The sequence below is a fragment of the Arthrobacter sp. UYEF3 genome (assembly GCF_040546245.1).
Lineage (GTDB): Bacteria > Actinomycetota > Actinomycetes > Actinomycetales > Micrococcaceae > Arthrobacter.
In genome coordinates this window covers 86340-106819 of sequence record NZ_JBEPNK010000010.1, presented here as the reverse complement: position 1 = coordinate 106819, position 20480 = coordinate 86340, and the positions used below count along the sequence as shown (strand labels likewise).

At 68.3% G+C, this 20480-nt stretch carries 21 protein-coding genes and 1 pseudogene; 8 read left to right on the top strand and 14 right to left on the bottom strand.

The window, feature by feature from the left end:
• Positions 1 to 285: 285 nt before the first annotated feature.
• Positions 286 to 1308, bottom strand: coding sequence for a class II fructose-bisphosphatase (gene glpX / locus ABIB14_RS09465; RefSeq protein WP_354235618.1), 1023 nt, complete (start codon positions 1306 to 1308; stop codon positions 286 to 288).
• A 212-nt stretch (positions 1309 to 1520) separates the two neighbouring features.
• On the opposite strand from glpX, the gene ABIB14_RS09460 reads away from it, so the two are divergent.
• From ABIB14_RS09460 to ABIB14_RS09450, 3 genes are all read left to right on the top strand, one after another.
• A complete protein-coding gene (locus tag ABIB14_RS09460; protein WP_354235617.1) occupies positions 1521 to 2210 on the top strand; it encodes a DUF4245 domain-containing protein in 690 nt (229 codons plus the stop codon).
• Between the two features lie 9 nt (positions 2211 to 2219).
• Positions 2220 to 2834 (top strand): carbonic anhydrase, encoded by a 615-nt coding sequence (locus ABIB14_RS09455; protein WP_354235616.1) that lies wholly within the window; start codon positions 2220 to 2222, stop codon positions 2832 to 2834.
• 64 nt (positions 2835 to 2898) lie between these two features.
• A complete protein-coding gene (locus ABIB14_RS09450) occupies positions 2899 to 4335 on the top strand; it encodes a class II fumarate hydratase (protein WP_354235615.1) in 1437 nt (478 codons plus the stop codon).
• 240 nt (positions 4336 to 4575) lie between these two features.
• Here ABIB14_RS09450 and ABIB14_RS09445 read toward each other — a convergent pair whose 3' ends face one another.
• Both ABIB14_RS09445 and ABIB14_RS09440 read right to left on the bottom strand, forming a co-directional pair.
• The gene (locus ABIB14_RS09445) at positions 4576 to 5046 is read right to left on the bottom strand and encodes an NUDIX hydrolase (RefSeq protein WP_354235614.1); all 471 of its coding nucleotides are present in this window, start codon (positions 5044 to 5046) and stop codon (positions 4576 to 4578) included.
• A 9-nt stretch (positions 5047 to 5055) separates the two neighbouring features.
• Entirely contained in the window at positions 5056 to 5616 is a 561-nt protein-coding gene (locus ABIB14_RS09440; protein ID WP_354235613.1) for a prepilin peptidase, read from the bottom strand.
• Positions 5617 to 5712: 96 nt separating this feature from the next.
• Between ABIB14_RS09440 and ABIB14_RS09435 the strand changes: the two genes are divergently transcribed.
• Positions 5713 to 6363, top strand: coding sequence for a GNAT family N-acetyltransferase (locus tag ABIB14_RS09435; protein ID WP_354235612.1), 651 nt, complete (start codon positions 5713 to 5715; stop codon positions 6361 to 6363).
• Positions 6364 to 6468: 105 nt separating this feature from the next.
• Here ABIB14_RS09435 and phoH2 read toward each other — a convergent pair whose 3' ends face one another.
• Both phoH2 and ABIB14_RS09425 read right to left on the bottom strand, forming a co-directional pair.
• Complete coding sequence (phoH2, locus tag ABIB14_RS09430) at positions 6469 to 7911, bottom strand: RNA 5'-3' helicase PhoH2 (protein WP_354235611.1); 1443 nt, start codon at positions 7909 to 7911, stop codon at positions 6469 to 6471.
• Positions 7912 to 8146: 235 nt separating this feature from the next.
• Positions 8147 to 8908, bottom strand: a complete 762-nt coding sequence (locus ABIB14_RS09425; RefSeq protein ID WP_354235642.1) for an isoprenyl transferase — start codon at positions 8906 to 8908, stop codon at positions 8147 to 8149.
• 256 nt (positions 8909 to 9164) lie between these two features.
• Between ABIB14_RS09425 and trhA the strand changes: the two genes are divergently transcribed.
• The gene (gene trhA, locus ABIB14_RS09420; RefSeq protein ID WP_354235641.1) at positions 9165 to 9806 is read left to right on the top strand and encodes a PAQR family membrane homeostasis protein TrhA; all 642 of its coding nucleotides are present in this window, start codon (positions 9165 to 9167) and stop codon (positions 9804 to 9806) included.
• Between the two features lie 9 nt (positions 9807 to 9815).
• Here trhA and ABIB14_RS09415 read toward each other — a convergent pair whose 3' ends face one another.
• From ABIB14_RS09415 to mca, 5 genes are all read right to left on the bottom strand, one after another.
• A complete protein-coding gene (locus tag ABIB14_RS09415; protein WP_354235610.1) occupies positions 9816 to 10205 on the bottom strand; it encodes an HAD family hydrolase in 390 nt (129 codons plus the stop codon).
• Positions 10114 to 10362, bottom strand: a complete 249-nt coding sequence (locus tag ABIB14_RS09410) for an HAD family hydrolase (protein WP_354235609.1) — start codon at positions 10360 to 10362, stop codon at positions 10114 to 10116. Before ABIB14_RS09410 ends, ABIB14_RS09415 begins: the two co-directional genes overlap by 92 nt.
• Entirely contained in the window at positions 10359 to 12551 is a 2193-nt protein-coding gene (locus ABIB14_RS09405; protein ID WP_354235608.1) for a thioredoxin domain-containing protein, read from the bottom strand. Before ABIB14_RS09405 ends, ABIB14_RS09410 begins: the two co-directional genes overlap by 4 nt.
• On the bottom strand, positions 12526 to 12840 hold the full coding sequence (locus ABIB14_RS09400; RefSeq protein WP_354235607.1) for a hypothetical protein: 315 nt from the start codon (positions 12838 to 12840) through the stop codon (positions 12526 to 12528). Before ABIB14_RS09400 ends, ABIB14_RS09405 begins: the two co-directional genes overlap by 26 nt.
• Before the next feature lie 76 nt (positions 12841 to 12916).
• Positions 12917 to 13822 (bottom strand): mycothiol conjugate amidase Mca, encoded by a 906-nt coding sequence (gene mca, locus ABIB14_RS09395; protein ID WP_354235606.1) that lies wholly within the window; start codon positions 13820 to 13822, stop codon positions 12917 to 12919.
• Between the two features lie 96 nt (positions 13823 to 13918).
• Here mca and ABIB14_RS09390 point away from each other — a divergent pair, with 96 nt between their 5' ends.
• A complete protein-coding gene (locus tag ABIB14_RS09390; RefSeq protein ID WP_354235605.1) occupies positions 13919 to 14377 on the top strand; it encodes a DUF4307 domain-containing protein in 459 nt (152 codons plus the stop codon).
• A 200-nt stretch (positions 14378 to 14577) separates the two neighbouring features.
• Positions 14578 to 15072: a transcription elongation factor GreA gene (gene greA / locus ABIB14_RS09385; protein ID WP_354235604.1), complete on the top strand. Its 495-nt coding sequence runs from the start codon at positions 14578 to 14580 to the stop codon at positions 15070 to 15072.
• 62 nt (positions 15073 to 15134) lie between these two features.
• On the opposite strand, the gene ABIB14_RS09380 is transcribed toward greA, so the two are convergent.
• The 4 genes from ABIB14_RS09380 to ABIB14_RS09365 form a co-directional block, all read right to left on the bottom strand.
• Entirely contained in the window at positions 15135 to 15743 is a 609-nt protein-coding gene (locus ABIB14_RS09380; RefSeq protein ID WP_354235603.1) for a rhomboid family intramembrane serine protease, read from the bottom strand.
• 9 nt (positions 15744 to 15752) lie between these two features.
• Positions 15753 to 16991, bottom strand: coding sequence for a threonine ammonia-lyase (gene ilvA / locus ABIB14_RS09375; protein ID WP_354235602.1), 1239 nt, complete (start codon positions 16989 to 16991; stop codon positions 15753 to 15755).
• 12 nt (positions 16992 to 17003) lie between these two features.
• A complete protein-coding gene (locus ABIB14_RS09370; RefSeq protein WP_354235640.1) occupies positions 17004 to 18164 on the bottom strand; it encodes an AI-2E family transporter in 1161 nt (386 codons plus the stop codon).
• A gap of 281 nt (positions 18165 to 18445) precedes the next feature.
• Positions 18446 to 19459: an aldose 1-epimerase family protein gene (locus tag ABIB14_RS09365; RefSeq protein ID WP_354235601.1), complete on the bottom strand. Its 1014-nt coding sequence runs from the start codon at positions 19457 to 19459 to the stop codon at positions 18446 to 18448.
• A gap of 47 nt (positions 19460 to 19506) precedes the next feature.
• Between ABIB14_RS09365 and ABIB14_RS09360 the strand changes: the two are divergent.
• Positions 19507 to 20479: pseudogene (locus ABIB14_RS09360) on the top strand (galactokinase).
• The last annotated feature ends 1 nt before the right edge of the window (position 20480 follow it).

Here is a 20480-nt window from a genome sequence, read left to right as displayed (position 1 = left end):
ACTATGTCCACTGATTGCGCATTGAACTGGACATGCCCACTCTTCGTGACCGGCCCACAGGGACATGTCCACTCGGCGTGCCCTCTGCTGGACATAACGGCACTATGTCCACTGATTGCGCACCAAACTGGACATGTCCCGGGGCCGGCGGGACAGGCGGGCCTCACAGTCCCCTCCCAGCGAAGTGCGGGGGACTCGTGTCCGTCATGCCAAACCCGTGCTGCTTCCCAAAAAAAGGTCCCGGGGCCGCTGGGCGCGTCCCGGGACCTTCTGAGCAGCGTGGGGCTAGTGCTTGCGGGCGTAGCCCTCCCACTTGCTGGCCTGGTGTTCACCGTCCACGAAGCGGATGGTGCCCGACTTGGAGCGCATCACGATGGACTGGGTGAGGACCTTGTCCTTGGAGTACCGCACACCCTTGAGCAGGTCGCCGTCGGTGATGCCGGTGGCAGCGAAGTAGCAGTTGTCGCTGGAGACGAGGTCGTTGGTGGAGAGCACCCGGTCCAGGTCGTGCCCGGCGTCGATCGCCTTCTGCTTCTCCTCATCGCTGGTGGGCCACAGGCGGCCCTGGATCACGCCGCCGAGGGACTTGATCGCACAGGCCGCAACGATGCCTTCGGGGGTCCCGCCGATGCCCATCAGCGCGTCGACGCCGGTGCCGGCGCGCGCTGCGGCAATGGCACCGGCGACGTCGCCGTCCATGATGAACTTCGTGCGGGCGCCGGCCTCGCGGATCTCCTCGACCAGCGGGCGGTGCCGGTCGCGGTCCAGGATCATCACGTTGAGCTGGTTGACCTTGACGCCCTTGGCCTTGGCGATGAGGTGCAGGTTTTGCTTGACCGGCAGGCGCAGGTCCACCATGTCGGCGGCTTCCGGGCCCGTGACGAGCTTCTCCATGTAGAACACGGCGGAGGGATCGAACATGGAGCCGCGCTCGGCGACGGCCAGGACGGCCAGGGCGTTGTTGATGCCGAGGGCGGCCAGCCGGGTGCCGTCGATCGGGTCGACTGCGACGTCGCACTCGGGGCCGGTGCCGTCGCCGACGTTCTCGCCGTTGAACAGCATCGGGGCTTCGTCCTTCTCGCCTTCACCGATGACCACAACACCATTGAAGTGGACGGTCTGCAGGAAGGAGCGCATGGCGTCGACGGCGGCACCGTCGGCCTTGTTCTTGTCGCCGAAACCAACCCAGTGGCCGCCCGCGATGGCCGCGGCCTCGGTGACGCGGACCAGCTCCAGGGCCAGGTTGCGGTCAGGCTCATCAATTCCGACGGCGAGCGACGGGGAAAGCGTGGAGTACTTCTGGGTCATGGACGCAGGTGACACGTGAACCTCTTCTTCGAGTGGCGATCATTGGACCCGCGGCATCCGGTCTCCGACTGCCGCGCTGATTCGACTGTTACTGATCATAGTCGTGGCGGCCTCGATCGGTCATGGAATGACCACACCGCGAAACGAGCCGCCACGAGACGGCGCCCACCTGCCGAATGTGCGAACGGCACGGAATGGGCGACTATAGAGGGGTGAATGAATTGCAGGATACGCCACCCGGTGCTCCCGGATCGCCGGCCGGCGGAACGGCCCCCGACGCCGGCAGCCCCGCCGGTGAGCAGCCCGTCAAGCCCGTCATCCGCGCCGCAGCGGCCAAGCGGGCCAACGCCTCCGTGATCGGCATGGTCATCGCCTTGCTGGTAAGCATCGCCGCTTTCCTCCCGGTTGTGCTGATGAACCCGGCGCCTAACGGCGACGGTTACCGCCCGAACATCAACGTCAGCGCGATCGCCGCAAACGCCGCCGGTGTGGCAGGATTCACACCGGTGACGCCGGAAACCGGCGACACATTCCGGTCGAATTACGCCCGCTGGGAGTCTGGCTCGGGCAGCGGCGTAGCCACCTGGCAGGTGGGTTACCTGACGCCCAAGGAATCCTTCATCGCCCTGATGCAGACCCGGCAGTCCAATCCGACGTGGCTGCAGCAGCAGACCAAGAGCGCGCCGGTGACCGGAACGAGGAACGCGGGCGGACGCGACTGGCAGCTGCGTGACACCGGCAAGGGCGAGAAGAGCATGGTGCTCGATTACCGCGGCACCACCGTGGTCCTGACCGGGCCGGCGCAGCTGGAGGAGTTCTCGGTACTCGCTGCGGCGGTCGTGAAGTCGCTGGAGAACAACCCGGCGGCCAGCATTTCCCCATCGGCCGCCACCGCACCGTAAAGTAGGGCCGTGACTACACAGCTGACTCCCGCCCTTGCCTGGCGCCGCTTGCGCGAAGGCAATGAACGATTCGTCGCCGGACAATCCTCGCACCCGAACCAGGACGCGTCCCGCCGGTCCTCGCTGGTGGAGAACCAGCACCCCTTCGCCGTCATCTTCGGCTGCGCAGATTCCCGCCTGGCCGCAGAGATCATTTTCGACCTGGGCCTGGGTGATGCGTTTGTGGTCCGTACCGCCGGCCAGGTGATCGACGACGCGGTGCTCGGCTCGCTCGAATACAGCATCAGCGTGCTCGGTGTCCCGCTGATAGTGGTCCTCGGCCACGACAGCTGCGGCGCGGTCACTACCACCAAGAACGCGGTGGAGACGGGCGAGATGCCGGTCGGTTTCATGCGCAGCCTGGTCGAGCGCATCACGCCCTCCGTGCTGACCTCGCTGCGCAACAACCAGCACGACGTCAACGACATGGTCGTGGAAAACGTCAAGCAGACCTCGCAGCGGCTCGTGGACAGCTCCCGGGTGATTTCCGAGGCCGTTGGAAGCGGCCGCGCCGCCGTGATCGGTCTGGCCTACCGCCTTGCCGAGGGCCGGGCCGACCTGGTTTCCGGAATCGGCGAACTCTAGCTCCCGCCCAGCCGCCGCGGTTCACGGTTTTCGGTGCGACGCCTCGGCCCAATAAGCTAGCCTCATGACTTCCACAGCAGATTTGAACACCGAAGAATTCCGCATCGAGCACGACACGATGGGCGAAGTCCGCGTCCCCGTGAACGCGCTGTACCGCGCCCAGACGCAGCGCGCAGTCGAAAACTTTCCGATTTCCGGCAAGACCCTGGAGCGCGCCCACATCGAGGCCCTCGCCCGGGTCAAGAAGGCTGCCGCCCAGGCCAACGCGGAACTGGGAGTGCTCGACGGCGAGCTGGCCCAGGCCATTGCCGACGCCGCGGACGAGGTCGCCGCCGGTAAGTACGACGGCGATTTCCCGATTGACGTGTTCCAGACCGGGTCCGGAACCTCCTCGAACATGAACACCAACGAGGTCATCGCCGAGCTCGCGACGCGCGCCCTCAAGACCGCCGGCAGCGACAAGGTGGTCCACCCGAACGACCACGTCAACGCCTCGCAGTCCTCCAACGACGTCTTCCCGACCTCGGTCCATGTGGCCGCCACGTCCGCCCTGATCAATGACCTGATCCCGGCACTGGGCTACCTCGCCGCCTCCCTGGAGCGCAAGGCCACCGAGTTCAAGGACGTCGTGAAGTCCGGCCGCACGCACCTGATGGACGCCACGCCCGTGACGCTGGGCCAGGAGTTCGGTGGCTACGCCGCCCAGGTCCGCTATGGCATCGAGCGCATCAACGCCTCACTGCCCCGGGTGGCCGAGGTTCCGCTCGGCGGCACCGCCGTCGGCACGGGCATCAACACTCCGGCGGGCTTCCCGGAGCGCGTGATCGAAATCCTCGCCGCGGACACCGGCCTGCCGCTGACCGAGGCCCGCGACCACTTCGAGGCGCAGGCCAACCGCGACGGGCTGATCGAGGCCTCCAGCCAGCTGCGCAACATCGCGATCTCCTTCATGAAGATCAACAACGACCTGCGCTGGATGGGCTCCGGACCCAACACCGGTCTCGGCGAAATCGCAATCCCGGACCTGCAGCCCGGTTCCTCGATCATGCCCGGCAAGGTCAACCCGGTCATCTGCGAAGCGTCCATCATGGTGGCCGCCCAGGTCATCGGCAACGACACCGCTATCGCCTGGTCCGGCACCAACGGCGCCTTCGAGCTGAACGTCGGCATCCCGGTGATGGCCGCCAACCTGCTCGAATCCGTCCGCCTGCTGGCCAACACCAGCCGTGTCATGGCCGACAAGATGATTGACGGCATCACCGCCAACGTCGAGCGCGCCCGCTTCCTCGCCGAGGCGTCGCCGTCCATCGTGACGCCGCTGAACAAGTACATCGGCTACGAGAACGCCGCCAAGATCGCTAAGAAGGCCGTCGCCGAGGGCCTGACCATCCGCGAGACCGTCGTGGCGATGGGCTTCCTGGAGCGCGGCGAGCTGACCGAAGAGCAGCTGGACTCCGCCCTGGATGTCATGGCCATGACCCGTCCGCCGCACAAGGCCTGATTTCCTCCCGCGTACAGGACGGCGGCGGCTTACCTTCCCGGCGAAGGCGGGCCGCCGCCGGTGCTTAACGCCACATCGGCCAATCCTGAACTAAACAGACTCGACGGTGCGGATCACCCGGACGCCGTTCCGGCAGACGGGCATCCGGCCCCCGGGAACGACGACGAATCGGCCCGCCTGCGCGGCTGACCGGCCGGCCCACCAATCCGTCCGGGCCGCTGCCGGCGGCGGCGGGGCCGTTCAGCTGCGGAAGTGCGCCGCGCCGTCGGGGTCCCCCGCCCGTTCGATCGCCTCCAGGTGGCCCGGCAACAGCTCGGGGAAGTCGTCGCGCAGGAACCAGCCCACGGCGAGCGATTCGTCGTCGTTGACACGCGCCTCGCCGGAGACGAAGCGGCAGCGGAAAACCAGGGTGACGAAGTGGCAGACATCGCCGTTGGGATAAGTGGTGGGACCCACGGTCTCCACCGAAACCAGTCGCTCGGCCACGGCAACCACGCCGGTCTCCTCAAAAACCTCCCGCAGCAGGCCGGGCGCGGGCTCCTCCCCCGGCTCCAGGATCCCGGTGATCAGCCCCCATCGGCCATTGTCCGCCCGCTGGCCGAGCAGGACCCTGCCGGCGTCGTCGAACACCACTGCCCGGGCACCCGGAATCCACAGGGTCTCATGACCGATCTTTGCGCGCAGTTTGAGGATGAAGTCGGGGGTGGGCATCCGGCCAGCCTAACCCGACGGCAGCAGCATCGCGGCCGCCGCCCCTGCCAGCATGAACGGTCCAAAGGGAATGTCAGATTTCAGCGTCCCGCGCCGGGTCACCAGCAGGGCGACGCTCCAGAGGCCGCCGAGCAGAAAGGCCGCGAACGTTCCGGCAACCACGTGGCCCCAGCCCAGGAACCCCAAGTACAGGCCCAGCACGCCTGCGAGCTTGACGTCGCCAAAGCCCATTCCCGGCGGGTAGACGGCCCGGAGCAGGAAATAGAACAGCCACAGGGCCGCGCTGCCGGCCACGACCCGGAGCCCGGGCACCCCGAAGAGTCCGGCACCGCCGCCCGTCCCGGCTGCACCGGCCGGGACCTCCGCCGCCGCCTGGAGCGCCGCAGCCCCGAGCAGGAGAACACCGGCGACCGCGTAGGAGGGAAAGATGATCCGGTTCGGCAACAGGTGGTGCCGGACGTCGATGACGGTCAATCGGGTCGCCATGAGGACGTAGTAAGCGCACGCTAGGAGCACCAGCCAAAAGGCCGGCGGGGCGGCTCCCCCCAGTTCGCCGAGACGATGGATCATCTCTCGGATGCTACTGGATTTTGGCCGCTCTGTGCCGCTCCCCGTCCGGGGCATGTGTGACTGGCGGCCGCAGATCCCCGCCGCTAGGATTCCGGGATGACTGACCCCGCCGGCTACTGGCCCCCGTTCGCCCTCTCACTCGGCACGCCTCGCCTCACGCTGCGGCCCATCCGTGACGAGGACATCCCGGCCGCGGTCCAGGCGGCTCTGAGCGGCATCCACGAGCCCGGCCGCAGCCCGTTCAGCCGGCCCTGGGCCGAATCCCCGGCCGAGGAGCTCGGCCCGAACATGGCGCAATGGTACTGGCGCTGCCGCGGAAACATGTCGCCGCAGGAGTGGACCCTGCTGCTGGGCATCTGGAACGACGGCGAGTTCATCGGCTGCCAGGACGTCGAGGCCAAGGACTTCGCCACTCTGAAGACGGTCGGCACCGGCTCCTGGCTCACACGCAGCGCGCAGGGCCGGGGATTCGGCAAGGAGATGCGCGCAGCGGTGACCCTTTACGCCTTCGACTGGCTTGGCGCCGATGCCGCAGAGTCCGAGGCGGCTGCCTGGAACCGGCAGTCCCTGGGCGTCTCCCGTTCCCTAGGCTACGAGCTCAACGGCGTCACCCGCACCAACTGGGGCGGCAAACTCGAGGAAGTTCAAAAAGTCCGCCTCACCCCCGCTACTTTCAAACGCCCCGACTGGACCCTAAAAGTCCAAGGCCACGAAGCCACGGCGGAGTACCTCGGGATCCTCGCGTAGCAGTCGGTCCCGCGGCGCCCCCGGCGGTCCCGCGACGGCGAAGGGGCCGCGGCCCGGCGAACCCGGCAACGGCCCCCACAGACGGCGGGAACGAAGAAGCCGCCCCTAGATTTCCGCGCCCTCGAGCAAGTCAGTCACCAACGCAGCGATCGGCGAGCGCTCGGAACGGGTCAGGGTGATGTGGCCGAAGAGCGGGTGGCCCTTGAGGGTTTCGACGACGGCGGCAATGCCGTCGTGCCGTCCGACCCGCAGGTTGTCGCGCTGGGCGACGTCGTGGGTCAGGACGATCTTGGAGTTCTGGCCGATCCGGCTCATCACCGTGAGCAGCACGTTCTTCTCGAGGGACTGCGCCTCGTCCACGATCACGAATGCATCATGGAGTGAGCGTCCGCGGATATGCGTGAGCGGCATGACCTCGAGCATGCCGCGGTCCATGACTTCCTCGACCACTTCCTGGCTGACCAGGGCGCCGAGTGTGTCGAAAACGGCCTGCGCCCACGGGTTCATCTTTTCCGACTCGGAGCCTGGCAGGTAGCCGAGCTCCTGGCCGCCCACCGCGTAGAGCGGACGGAAAACGATCACCTTGCGGTGCTCCCGGCGTTCCAGCACGGCTTCGAGGCCGGCGCACAGGGCCAGCGCGGATTTGCCGGTGCCGGCGCGGCCGCCGAGCGAGACGATGCCCACGGACGGGTCCATCAGCAGGTCGATGGCCAGCCGCTGCTCGGCGGAGCGCCCGTGCAGGCCAAACACGTCCCGGTCCCCCTTCACCAGGCGGACCTGCTTGTCGGCACCTACCCGGCCCAGGGCGGATCCCCGGCTGGAGAGCAGCACCAGCCCGGTGTTCACCGGCAGCTCGGCCGCGGCCGGGATGAAGACCGGCTCGTGCCCGTAGAGCGCGGTGACCTCGTCCTGCGCTGCGTCGATTTCGGCGATACCGGTCCAGCCGGAGTCCTTGACGAGCTCGTTGCGGTACTCGTCGGCGATCAGCCCCATGGCGGACGCCTTGACCCGCATCGGCAGGTCCTTGGACACCACTGTCACGTTCCGGCCCTCGTTGGCGAGGTTCTTGGCGACGGCCAGGATCCTGCTGTCGTTGTCGCCGCCGCGGAACCCGGCCGGCAGCACCTCGGCGGAGATGTGGTTCATCTCCACCATGAGGGTGCCGCCGTCGTCGCCAAGTTGGATAGGTCGGTCCAGGCCGCCGTGCTCCACCCGGAGGTTGTCGAGGAGCCGCAGCGCCTTACGGGCGAAGTAGCCCAGCTCCGGGTCGTGCCGCTTGGCTTCCAGCTCGGTGATGACGACTATCGGGACGATGACTTCGTGTTCGGCGAACCGCAGCAATGCCCGCGGGTCCGAGAGCAGCACGGAGGTGTCGATCACGTAGCTTCGGACTCTCTCCCGGCCTGCTGATCCTTCCCCGGAAACAGCAGGTCCGGCCGCGACATCGGATGTCGCTGCGCCGGTCGGTGAAGTGGCTCGCATGGCGCGAGAGGTAGCCTTCTTGCCCTGGTCGGAAATGACGGCGGGCAGTGATTCAGAAATAGCCACATCGACTCCAGCCCCGGGCCGCAGGCCCGGAATTGTTATTGGTGAGGCGGCTCGGCCGAGAGGCCGGACGCGGCCTCCCATACATCCGGTGCGAATTTCCGCTCCATGTACTGGCCTCCCCGATCAGCCGGCGGTTTGCCCGCTGATGGGACTAACGTACGTCTGCGGGACGTCGATGGCCGGTCTATTCTCCGGCGATTCATGTTGCCATCCGGTGAAGCCCCGCTGAACCGGGTCAGGTCCCGAAGCGGCGCTGCCTGCCGGCGTAGTCGCGCAGGGCGCGCAGGAAGTCCACCTTGCGGAAAGCCGGCCACAGGGCCTCGCAGAAATAGAACTCGCTGTAGGCGCTTTGCCACATCAGGAAGCCGGACAGCCGCTGCTCCCCGGAGGTCCGGATCACGAGGTCGGGATCCGGCTGGCCGCGGGTGTAAAGGAAGCGCGAGATGTCGTCGACGGTGAGATCATCGGCCAGTTTGCCGATGTCCGCGCCGCGGGCGACGGCGTCGTGCAGCAGTTCGCGGACGGCGTCGACAATCTCGCGGCGGCCGCCGTAGCCGACGGCGACGTTGACGTGGATCTTCTCGCGCACCGGCGTCCGGAGCGTGAGTTTATTGAGCCGCTCGGCGAGGTAGTCGGGCAGGAGTTCCGGCGCGCCCATGGCGTGCACCGAGATGTCCGCGTCCTCGTCAAGCCGGTCCAGGGTGTTGGCGATGATCCCCATGAGCAGTTCCAGCTCTTCGCCGGAGCGGTTCATGTTGTCGGTGGAGAGCATATAGAGGGTGACGACTTTGACGCCCAGTTCCTGGCACCAGCCGAGGAATTCGTGGATTTTGTCCGCACCGGCCTGGTGGCCTTGGCTCGTCGGGGCGTTGAACTGCCGGGCCCAGCGCCGGTTGCCGTCCACCATCACGCCGACGTGTCTGGGGATCCGCTCCGGGTCGAGGGACCGCTGGAGCTTGCCCTCGTAGAAGCCATAAAGGAACCCGGGCAGTTCCATCCGGAGATTCACCTGGCTTCCTTGAGGTCTGACGGCAGTGCATTCCTAGGCTACCCGCCGGAGGGCCCGCACCGCGCACACCGCTGCCGCAGTTCACCCCGGCAGGCCTTGTTACTCGTTGGTAACTAACTGTGCTGTTGGTTATTATTGCTGGATGGACAGCAACAGCCCGGAGCCCGGATCCGGGCGGTCCGCGGACGGCGGACGCGGCGCCGCGGGCCGCGAAAGCAGCCCAGTGGATCACGCCGCCGTCAGGATCGCCGAACTCTTGATGATTAAGCCTAAATGGCGGGGTTGGATCCATACGGTGACGGCCCCGCTGGCCTTTGCTGCGGGCCTGGTCCTGGTGCTGCTCGCCCCCACTGCGGATCTGAAGATCGCCTCGGCGGTCTACGCCTTCACCGGAGTCCTGCTCTTCGGTATCAGCGCCATTTACCACCGCGGCAACTGGTCGCCCGGCGTCAAAATCGTACTGAAACGGCTGGACCACACCAACATCATGCTGGTGATCGCCGGCAGCTACACACCCCTGGCCTGGGCTCTCCTGGACCGGCCCAAGGCCGTGCTGCTGCTGTGGGTGATCTGGTCCGGCGCGGTGCTGGGCGTGCTCTTCCGCCTGCTCTGGACCCACGCCCCGCGCTGGCTGTATGTGCCGATCTACATCGCGCTCGGCTGCGGCGCCCTGTTCTACCTGCCGGAGTTCTTCGCCGCCAGCGTCGCAGCCGCGGTACTGATCTGCGTGGGAGGCGCGCTGTATATTGCCGGGGCCGTCTTCTACGCGTTGAAGAAACCGAACTTCAGCTACAAGCACTTCGGCTTCCATGAACTCTTCCACGCCTTCACGGTCTTTGCCTTCGCCGCGCACTACCTCGCCATCGCGATCGCCGTCCTGGGCTGACCCGCGGTTTCAACAGGGCCGGCCGCTGCCTGATGGGTTCTCCCCACCTTTGACTTGGCGACGCCAGGACTCACCGGGAGTCCGGCCCGACACGCCGGGGCCGGTTTCAAAGGTGCGGAAATTCCGCAGTCCCGGGCTGACCCGCTGGCTCAGCACGGCCGGGGTGACGCCGCCGGCGTAGGCAAAGACGTGCATCCCCGCGGCCCGCGCCGCCTGGACCCCGTAGGCGCTGTCCTCGACGACGGCGCAGCGGCCCGGGGAGGTTCCTAGCGTCGAGGCAGCGTGCAGGAAGAGATCGGGGGCAGGCTTACCGTTGACAACTCCGGTCCCAGCCGTCAGCCAGCTCGATGCCCAGCTGCTGTTCGACCGCGGCGACGAAGTTCGCCTCGCTCCTGCCAACGAAGCGACGCACAATTTCGTCGAAGTCCAGCTCCCAGCCCAGATCCGACAGCACCCGCTGGTCAACCCGGAGGGAGATCACCTCGGAGTCCACCAGGACACGGTCGCAGTCGAAAACAGCCAGTTCGAATGGTCCCGTGGACGGGTTTGGAGTCATTCCGCCATCCCCGCCAATTGTGCCTGGAGCGCCGCGACGGTGCGTACCGGGAGCCGGCAGAGCATGCCGCGGCAGAGGTAGGCCTGCGGCGCCCCGCCCGGTGCCGGTACCCGGCCAAGGAGCAGCGGCACCCGGGCATCGTCGCCGGACTCCGCTGCCGGGCCCTGGAGCGCAATGACCAGTCCGGGGCTGGGCGAGCGCAGCAGTGCGCGGTGCAGCGCAGTCCGCTGCGGCGTGTCGGCGCCGACGACGGCGGCTTCCAGCGGGCCCGCGAGCGCGGCCTGCGCCGTGGCGAGCAGCCCGCCGGCCACCCGGGGTGCACGGAGGGCCAGCGGCGGGAGCAGGGACATGATGCTGGCGGCCATGGCGCGGTGTTCCGCGGATCCGGACAGCGCGGAGTAACTGAGCAGCGCCCCGGCAAACGCGGCGGCGCCGCTGGGGGTGGCGTTGTCGTACGGATCCATGCCGTCGCGGCCGCCCTGGGCATTGAAGACCTGCGCCGATTCCCCGGCCGCGTCCCGCAGTTCCCCGCCGGCGGCAAACCGCGTACAGGCGGCCGCCAGGATGGCCTCCGCCAGGACATACCAGCGGGTCCGCCCGGACCCGGCGTAGAGCGCGAACAGGCCCTCCACGCAAAAGGCGTAGTCCTCCAGCAGGCCGCCGATACCGCGGGCGGACCCGTCATGGGAGACCCGGACCAGCCGGCCGGGATCCCCGCCGCTGCCCGGGATCCAGTGCACGCGTTCGAGGTAGCCTGCGATCCGTTCGGCTGCGCCCAGCAGCTCGGGCCGGTCCAGCACGCCGCCTGCCTCGGCGAGGGCCGCGATGGCCAGACCGTTCCAGCCGGCCACGACCTTCTCGTCCCGGGCAGGCTGCGGCCGGGCCGCACGGGCACGCAGCAGCTCGGGCCGCACCCGCTGCCACAACTCATCGTCCTGCCCCGCCAGCCGTCGGCCCGGGTGCAGCGGAGAACCGGTCTCCGAGACGGTGCCCCGGGCCTGGACGTTCATCATCCGTGCGACGGCCGCACCCTCCGCGGACCCCAGCAACGCGCCGAGTTCCCCCCGTGTCCACAGGTAGCTGGCCCCCTCGGAGTGCACCCCGTCCACCACGGTGTCAGCGTCGAGGGATGATGCCAGCGCCGCCGACACCCCGGTCCCGCCCGGGGTGTCGGCGCCGCCGAGCCCGAGTGCGGCGAGCATCCAGTCCGCGGTGCTGCCGGCGACAACGGCAGCCTCCCTGGCCGTAAACTCGCCCGTGCCGCCCAGCCGGACCCAGTGGACGTAGCAGCGCAATAGCTGGGCATTGTCGTAGAGCATCTTCTCGAAGTGCGGCACCGACCAGTCGCGGGTCACGGAGTAGCGGGCAAAACCGCCGTCGAGCTGGTCGAACAGGGCCGACCGCGCCATGGCAGCGAGTGTGCGCCCCGCCAGGTCCCGGGCGGCCCCGGCCGTATCCGACGCGACGGCGGCATGCCGGATCAGAAACTCCAGCACCGCCGACGGCGGGAATTTGGGGGCCGGACCGAAGCCGCCGGACGCGTCTTCGGAGCGCGCCAGTTCGCGCACCGCCCCGGAGAGCACGGCGGCATCCAGCACCGGCGCGGGGCCGTCCAGCCGGACAGCGGAGCCGGACTGCGCGGCGGCAATTCCGCGTGCCAGCGCGTCGGCGCTGGACTCGACGGCGCTGCGGCGTTCCAGCCACGCCTCGCGGACCGCTTCCAGCACCTGCCGGAAGGACGGCCGGCCGGGCATGGGCCGGGGCGGATAGTAGGTGCCGGCGTGGAAGGCCCGGCCGTCGGGCAGCAGGAAGACTGACATCGGCCAGCCGCCCTCGCCGCTGATGGCCTGCGTGGCGGCCATGTAGACGGCATCGACGTCGGGACGCTCCTCGCGGTCCACCTTGATGGCGACGAAGTTGGCGTTCAGAAAGTCGGCGGTGCCCTGGTCCTCGAAGGACTCCCGGGCCATGACGTGGCACCAGTGACACGCCGCGTAGCCGATCGACAGGAAGACCGGCACGCCGCGGGCCGCGGCGAAGGCGAACGCCTCATCGCCGAAGGGACGCCAGTGCACGGGGTTGTCCGCGTGCTGGCGGAGGTAGGCAGAGGGTTCCCCGCCGAGTGCGTTGGCCGCATCGGGCGAAGCAGCGGCGGAGCCGGGCTCAGCGGTTCCCGGATCCGGCGTCACCCTTGGCCTCCGGCTGGGTATCGGCGCGGCCGGCGTCGTGCGGCCCGGCACCAGGGAGTCCGGAATCGTCAGCGGAGGCGCCCTCGCCCTCCACCTGTGCGCGGTACCGGACCCGGCGGATCCTGCGCACCATATCCACAATCAGCAGCGCGGTGAGCACCACGACGAACGCGGTCAGCAGGAAGCCCAGCAGGCCCGGGGTGACCTGGTCCAGGTCGAGCCCCGGCCGCAATGACGGCGACGGTGCGGGCGCCGGAGATGTCGCCAGGGCGATGAGCAAGGAATGCACGGCGGGAACCTTCTGTGGGGAGCGTCTTGTGCCGGACTTCCGCCGCTTCTACGCAGCATAGAAGTCCCTGCAGCATCTATCTTAGCCCGGCAAAGAAGTCCGTTTCGGGCACCTCGGTCCAGATCCGGGACTGGATCAGCGAGTAGTCCTCCCACGGCCAGGTCTGCCGCTGCATCGCCGGCGACACAGCGAAAAAGAAGCCTTCCGGGTCGATTTGGGTCCGGTGGGAGCGCAGGGCATCATCGCGGGCCTCAAAGAAGTCCCCGCATTCGATCTGCGTCGTGGTGGGGTGGGTGGGTGCCGGCGGCGTATGGCCCTCGGCGTCGGCCTCAAGCCAGGCCGCCAGACGTTCGGCATACGGCGACTGCAGGCCGGCTTCCTCAAGCGCATAGTGCAGGGCACGGAAGCGTTCCGGGCTGAAGGCACGGTCAAAGTAAAGCTTGCCCGGCTGCCATGCCTCCCCCGTTCCGGGGTACAGCGCCGGGTCGCCGGCGGCTTCGTAGGCCTCAACGGCGACGCGGTGCGCCATGATGTGGTCCGGGTGCGGATAGCCGCCCTTCTCGTCGTAGCTGAGGATGACCTGCGGTTTGAAATCACGGACCAGCCGGACCAGCGGTGCGGCCGCACGTTCCAGCGGCAGCGTGGCGAAGGAACCTACGGGAAGCGGCGGCAACGGGTCGCCTTCCGGCAGGCCGGAGTCGACGAAGCCCAGCCAGCGCTGCCGGATCCCGAGGACCCGGGCCGCGTTCTTCATTTCCAGCCGGCGGGCGCCGGCCATATCCCGTTTGGGGTGCGGTGCGCTCTCCATGGCGGGGTTCTGGATGTCGCCGCGGGAACCATCGGTGCAGGTGGCCACCATGACGTCGACGCCGGACGCCGCGTACATGGCCATCGTCGCGGCGCCCTTACTGGACTCGTCGTCGGGGTGCGCGTGGACGGCGAGGAGCCGGAGGGGGGCCGGCTGGGTGGGGGACGCTGTCATCGTCGGACGGCTCCTTTTTCTTCTGCGGATTCGATGCTGCACGGGCGGAACGGCGGGACGGGATTTCCCCCGCCCGATCCACACTAAACTGGACTGGTGACTTCCGAGGAGCAGCCTGCCGCGCCCGCGCCGGCACCTACCAGCCTAGCCAATCGTTATGGCGCGCAAAAGCGTACGCCGGGCGGGAAGACGAGGCGCAATATCCTCATCGCCGCCGTCGCGGTCGGGATCGGCGTCATCGGCTGGGTCGCGACGTCATCGGCCACCGAATCGGTCAGCTTCAAGGACATCGGCTACAGCACCCCCGACGCCACCGCGGCCGGGATCGACTTCCAGGTCAGCAAAAATCCCGGGACGGCCGCCAAATGCGCGGTCAAGGCCATGGACTCTAAGTTCGCCGTCGTTGGCTGGAAAGTCGTCGACGTGGGTCCCAACGCGGCCGACGCCGGCAGCGACGGCGGCCGCACCACCGTGCATCGGGTCACGATCCGCACCGAATCGGCGGCCGTGTCCGCCGTCGTCGACGGCTGCTGGATCCCGGTCGCCCCGAAGTAGGAAACCCCCGCGCCACGCGGCGTCCGCACATAACACGGTGTGATCTGCACCGCAGCTGTTCTTGGGTTTATCCACAGCATTGACTACAATGGAGCAATACCTCTGCCCCGCTGAGTTGGTTACTGAGATTCATAAGTGGCCACCGTGGCGGGGTCTTTGCATGTTTGACCAGCTTGTTTGACCACTAAAAGGAGAAGTCCGTGTCGACCACCAACAGCGCAACTGCAGCTTGGCTTACCCAGGAAGCTTTTGACCGCCTGAAGGCAGAGCTGGACCACCTTTCCGGCCCCGGCCGTGCGGACATCGTTCAGAAGATCGAAGCTGCCCGCCAGGAAGGCGACCTCAAGGAGAACGGCGGCTACCACGCGGCCAAGGAGGAGCAGGGCAAGATCGAGGCGCGAATCCGCCAGCTGACCGCGCTGCTCAGGGATGCGCACGTCGGGGAGGCCCCCGCCGATGACGGCATCGTCGAGCCCGGCATGCTCGTGGTCGCCAAGATCGCCGGCGACGAAGAAACATTCCTGCTGGGCTCCCGCGAAATTGCCGGCGACTCCGACCTGGACGTCTTCAGCGAGAAGTCACCGCTGGGTTCGGCCATCGTCGGCCACAAGGAAGGCGACAAGCTCAGCTACACCGCCCCGAACGGTAAGGACATCACGGTGGAGATCATCTCCGCCACACCGTACGTCGGCTAAACGCTGCTGCGATTAGACGCCGACGCCGGCCCTCCCCTCAGCGGGACGGCCGGCGTCGGCGTTTAAGCGGCCTGCCGCGGCCGGCGCGGACTGAGCATCAGGGCCGCCAGGACGCCGCCGGCGGCCCCGCCCAGGTGGGCCTGCCACGAAATGTAGCCCGCCACGGTGGGAAGCACGCCGAAGAGAATGCCGCCGTAGGCCAGGAACAACGCGACGGAGAGCAGGATCTGGCCCCAGTTGCGGTTGAAGAAGCCGCGGAGCAGAAGGAACGCGAAGAGTCCGAAGACCAGCCCGGACGCCCCCACCGTGACGTTGAAGCCGCCGATCAGCCACACCAGCACGCCCGAGCCGAGCCAGCTGGAGGCCAGCGCGGTCACAAAGACCCGCAGGCCGGACAGGAACACCAGGAACCCGAAAATCATCAACGGCAGGGTGTTCGAGAGCAGGTGGGCGAGGTTTGCGTGCAGCAGCGGAAAGGTCAGAATGTCCAGTAACCCGCTTAGAGTCCGCGGCCGCAGCCCGAAGATGCCGTTGAGCGAGTGCAGCATCAGCGTGTTGATGATCTCGATCGCGTAGAGCAGCAGCACGAACGAGCCCACCACCAGCAATCCCTGGCGGGCCCGGGACGCGGTGGGGCCCGCGCCTAGGTCCCCCTTCAAGGCTTCGAGCACGGCGGCCGCCTAGTGCACCACGATCGGCTGGAAACCCTCGGCACGGAGCGCGCCGAGGACCTGCTCGCAGTGCTCGTGGCCCTTGGTTTCCAGGTTGACGGTAATGGAGACGTCGCCCATGCTGATCGAGCCGCCCACCCGGGTGTGGTCCAGCCCGGTCACGTTGGCGTCATTTTCGGCGATGATCCGGGCGATGGTCGCCAGTGAACCCGGCCGGTCGTCCAGCATCATCCGCACCGTCATGTAGCGGCCGGCGGCGGAGAGGCCGCGCTGGATGACCTTGAGCATCAGCATCGGGTCGATGTTGCCGCCGGAGAGGACGACGGCGACGGTGCCGGGGTTCTCGATCTTGCCTTCCATCAGTGCGGCCACGCCCACGGCACCGGCCGGTTCGACTACCATCTTGGCCCGTTCCAGCAGGAAGATCAGCGCACGGGCCAACGCGTCCTCGCTGACCGTGACGACGTCGTCGACCAGTTCGCGGATGATGCTGAACGGCAGCTGGCCCGGCCGGCCCACGGCGATGCCGTCCGCCATTGTGGAGACGCGTTTGAGCGGCACGAGCGCGTCTGCGGCGAGCGAGGGCGGGTAGGCGGCGGCGTTCTCGGCCTGCACACCGATGATCCGGATGTCCCGGCCGAGTTCCTTGGCCCTGGCTTTCACCGCCACAGCGACGCCGGCCAGCAGCCCTCCGCCGCCGACGCCCATCAGGATGGTGTCCACGTTGGGGATCTGCTCGAGGATTTCCAGTCCGACGGTGCCCTGGCCGGCGACGATGTCGACGTCGTCGAAGGGGTGCACAAACACTGCCCCGGACTCGTCCGCATAGCGCTTGGCCTCGGCGAGCGCCTCATCGACGTTGTGGCCGTGCAGGACCACCTCGGCGCCGTGGCTGCGCGTCGCGGCGAGCTTGGGCAGGGCGACACCCAGCGGCATGTAGATGCGGGCCTTGATGCCGAGGGCCTTGGCCGCGACGGCGACGCCCTGGGCGTGGTTGCCGGCTGAGGCCGCGACGACTCCGCGTTTCTTCTCCCCGGCGGAGAGCTTGGCCATCCGGACGTAGGCGCCGCGCACCTTGAAGGAGCCTGCGCGCTGCAGGTTCTCGCATTTGAAGTAGACCTCGCCGCCGGCGATGCTGCCTAAGGCCCGGGATGATTCCACCGGGGTCACCGTAATAATTCCGTCGAGCAGCTTCTGCGCCTCCAGGACATCGTCCAGCGTGACGGGCAGGCTCTCGAGGGTATTCACGAACTAGTCTCCTTAGGGGGTTTCGGCGTCGGCGCCGGGCAGGTGGTCCTCCCGGAAGCTCGGGTCCTCGCCGGCCCCGGCAAGTGCAGGGTCTCCCTGCAGGCTTGCGGCGGCCAGCTCTTCATCATGTTCCCACGTTCTGCCCGCAATGTACCGAACGGCCGAGTTTGCTACGGCGAGGATCGGCACGGAGAACAGCGCACCCGGGATGCCGGCCAGGTAGGAACCGGCGGCCACGGACAGGATGACGGCCACCGGGTGCAGTGACACGGCCTTGCCCATGACGAGCGGCTGCAGGATGTGGCTTTCCAGCTGCTGGACCAGCAGGACGATGCCGAGCATGATCAGCGCGTTGACTAGGCCGTTGGCGACGAGCGCCAGAAGCACCGCGATGGCTCCGGTCAGCAGCGCACCGACCACGGGGATGAAGGAGCCGATAAAGACCAGCACGCCGAGCGGCAGGGCCAGCGGAACGCCGATGATCGCGGCGCCAACGCCGATCCCGACGGCGTCGACAAAGGCGACAAACATCTGGATCCGGGCGTAGCTGACCATCGAGGTCCAGCCGCGGTGCCCGGCGCCGTAGACGGCCGGGCGGGCCTTCCGGGGCATCAGCCGGACCAGGAAGCCCCAGATCTGGTCCCCCTGGAGCAGGAAGAAGATCAGCACAAACATGGCCAGCAGGAGCCCGGCGGCGAAGTGGCCCGCGGTGCTGCCGAAGGTCAGGGCCCCGTTGAGGATGCTGCTGCTGTTGTTCTGCAGCGCATCGGTACCTTCCTTGATGTAGGTGTCGATCTGGGCGGCCGTCAGGTGCAGCGGGCCCTCGGCGAGCCAGCCCTGGACCTGCTGCACACCCTCAAGGGCCTGGCTCCAGAGTTCCCCGAAGCCTGCGCTGAGCTGGCGTCCAACGAGGGCGAGGGCGGCGGCGATGACCCCGACGAAGCCGAGCACGGTGAGGGCCACGGCCGCGCCGTTGGGCACCCGGCGCCGGCGGAGCCATCGCGTGGCCGGGCTGAGCAGCCCGGCCAGGAGTGCGGCGACCATCACCGGGATAATGAGGAAGCTGATCTTGCTAAGCAGCCAGATCAGCGCGCCCGCCACGACCAGGATCAGGCCCAGCCGCCACGCCCACGACGCCGCGATCCGCACGCCGTAGGGTATGTCCTCATCCATGGACCGGTCGCTGCGGGCCGGGCGGGCGCCGCGCGACGCGGCCGGCCCTGAACCCGGCGCGGCGGCGACGGAGGCGGAGTCGGAAGGCGCAGACAGCCCTGGAGCGGCATAACCGGGCAGTTCGGAGTCGGCGCGCCGGCTGGCGTCCGGGTGGCGGGTGGCGTCCTCAGTTGGCGTCATAATCCCATACTTCCCCAGCGCAGCGTGGAAAAGAAACGGGAGCCGCCGGGCCAAACGCCATGGCCGAGCCGCCTGTCCGCCAGCGTCCCGGCCTGGTACAGCTAACTCCCAAGCGCAGCGCTGATCCCCCAGCCCATGCTGAACGATTCCCCCGGCGGCAGCCACCGCAGGCCGTCGCCGCTGTTGAAAGCGTTGGCGGGACCGGTCATCGGCTCGAGCGCCACGGCCTTGGTCCGGCCCGGGAACGTGTCTGTGACGAAGACGTGGACGTAGCGGCAATTTGCGTCCTGCCACAGGCTCACGCTGCGGCCGTCCGGCGCCCGCAGCGTGCTGCGGGCCACGCCGCCGTCGTCGAAATCCAGGTCCGTGTACGCGCAGTCCAGGTCCAGGCCGCCGGCCAGCCGGCCCCCGCGGAGGTCGTAGTCGCCGCCGACCGGCTCGGTGCTGCGCGGAATCAGGCGCGCATCCGTCACCAGCCGGGTGCGGCCGCCGACAGTCACGGTCAGCTCCTCGCTCGGAATCTCGCCCAGCCGCAAGTACGGGTGCGCGCCGAGAACGAACGGAGCCGGAGCCCGGGAGTCGTTGACCAGCGTCTGCCGGACCGCGAGGCCCAGCCCTCCGTCCAGCTCGTAGCGCACCCGGTGCCGCAGCAGGAACGGGTAGCCGTGCTGCGGAAACACGGCAGCCTCAAGGGTTACGGAGAATTCCGACTCGTCCACCAGGTCGTAGGAGGAGTTCCGCAGCAGGCCGTGGCTGGCGTTGTTACGCGACACCTCGGTGATGTCCAGTTGCTGCTTCTTGCCGTCCAGGTACCAGACGCCGTCCTCCACGCGGTTCGCCCACGGCGCCAGGGTGATCCCGGTGGCGCCGGGCGGAATCTCGCCGTCGCCGTAGCTTTCAGTCAGCTGGGTGCCGCCGCGACTGTACAGCCGCAGGCCCGCCGCGAGCTCCGTGACGACGGCCAGGGCGTCGCCACGGCGCAATTCATACTGACGGCCGGAGGCGGAGCGCTGTCCTGCGCTGTCCGGCGTGCTGTCGGGCGCATCGCGTGAGCCGGCGCCGCCGTCCGCGGGAATCTCAGCGGGAAACACCGGGGAAGAGTTCGTCAGGTCCATAGGCACTACCGTACCGAGCGGCACGCCAAGCCGTATACCTTGGATCCATGAGCAGCGCGGATGACCTGGCGGCCCGGTTCGAGGCCGTTTTCGGGGCGGCCCCCGACGGTCTGTGGCAGGCCCCCGGCCGGGTGAACCTGATCGGCGAGCACACGGACTATAACGAGGGCTATGTACTGCCGTTCGCCATCGACCGCTCCGCCCGGCTGGCGGTACGGCTCCGCCCGGATCCCACGGTGCGGATGCTGTCCACCTTCGGAAACCAGGGGCTGACGCAGGCGGATGCGGGGGCCCTGGACCCCGCCAAGGCCAGGGGCTGGACCAAGTATCCGCTGGGTGTTCTCTGGGCCCTGGCGCAGCGCGGTATCGCCGTACCGGGCCTGGATCTGCTGCTCGATTCGGACGTGCCGCGCGGTGCGGGGCTCTCCTCCTCGCACGCCATTGAATGCGCCGTCATCCTGGCCGTCAACGAGCTGGCCGGCGCCGGACTCAGCACGCAGGAAATGGTTCTGGCCACCCAGCGCGCGGAGAACGACTTTGTCGGCGCCCCCACCGGGATCATGGACCAGTCGGCTTCGCTCCGGGGCGCCGCGGGCCGGGCGGTATTCCTCGACTGCCGCGACCAGAGCGCCCGGCTGGTGCCGTTCGACGCCGAGGCTGCCGACCTGGTGCTGCTGGTGATTGACACCAAGGTCTTGCACTCGCATGCCGACGGCGGCTACGCGGACCGCCGCGCGTCCTGCGAGTTCGGCGCCGAAGTGCTCGGAGTCGGGGCGCTGCGCGACGTCGGACTGAGGGACCTCGAGGAGGCTGCCGGTCTGCTGCACGGCCCGCGCCGCGGGCGCCCTCGGCGCCCGGATGACCGGCGGCGGCTTCGGCGGCTCCGCGATCGCCCTCACCCCGGCGGACGCGGAGCCCGCGGTTCGGGACGCCGTCGGACGGGCCTTTACGCGGGCCGGGTACGCCGTGCCGGACATCTTCGCGGTGCGCCCCGCGGCTGGCGCTCTGCGGCTGGCCTGAA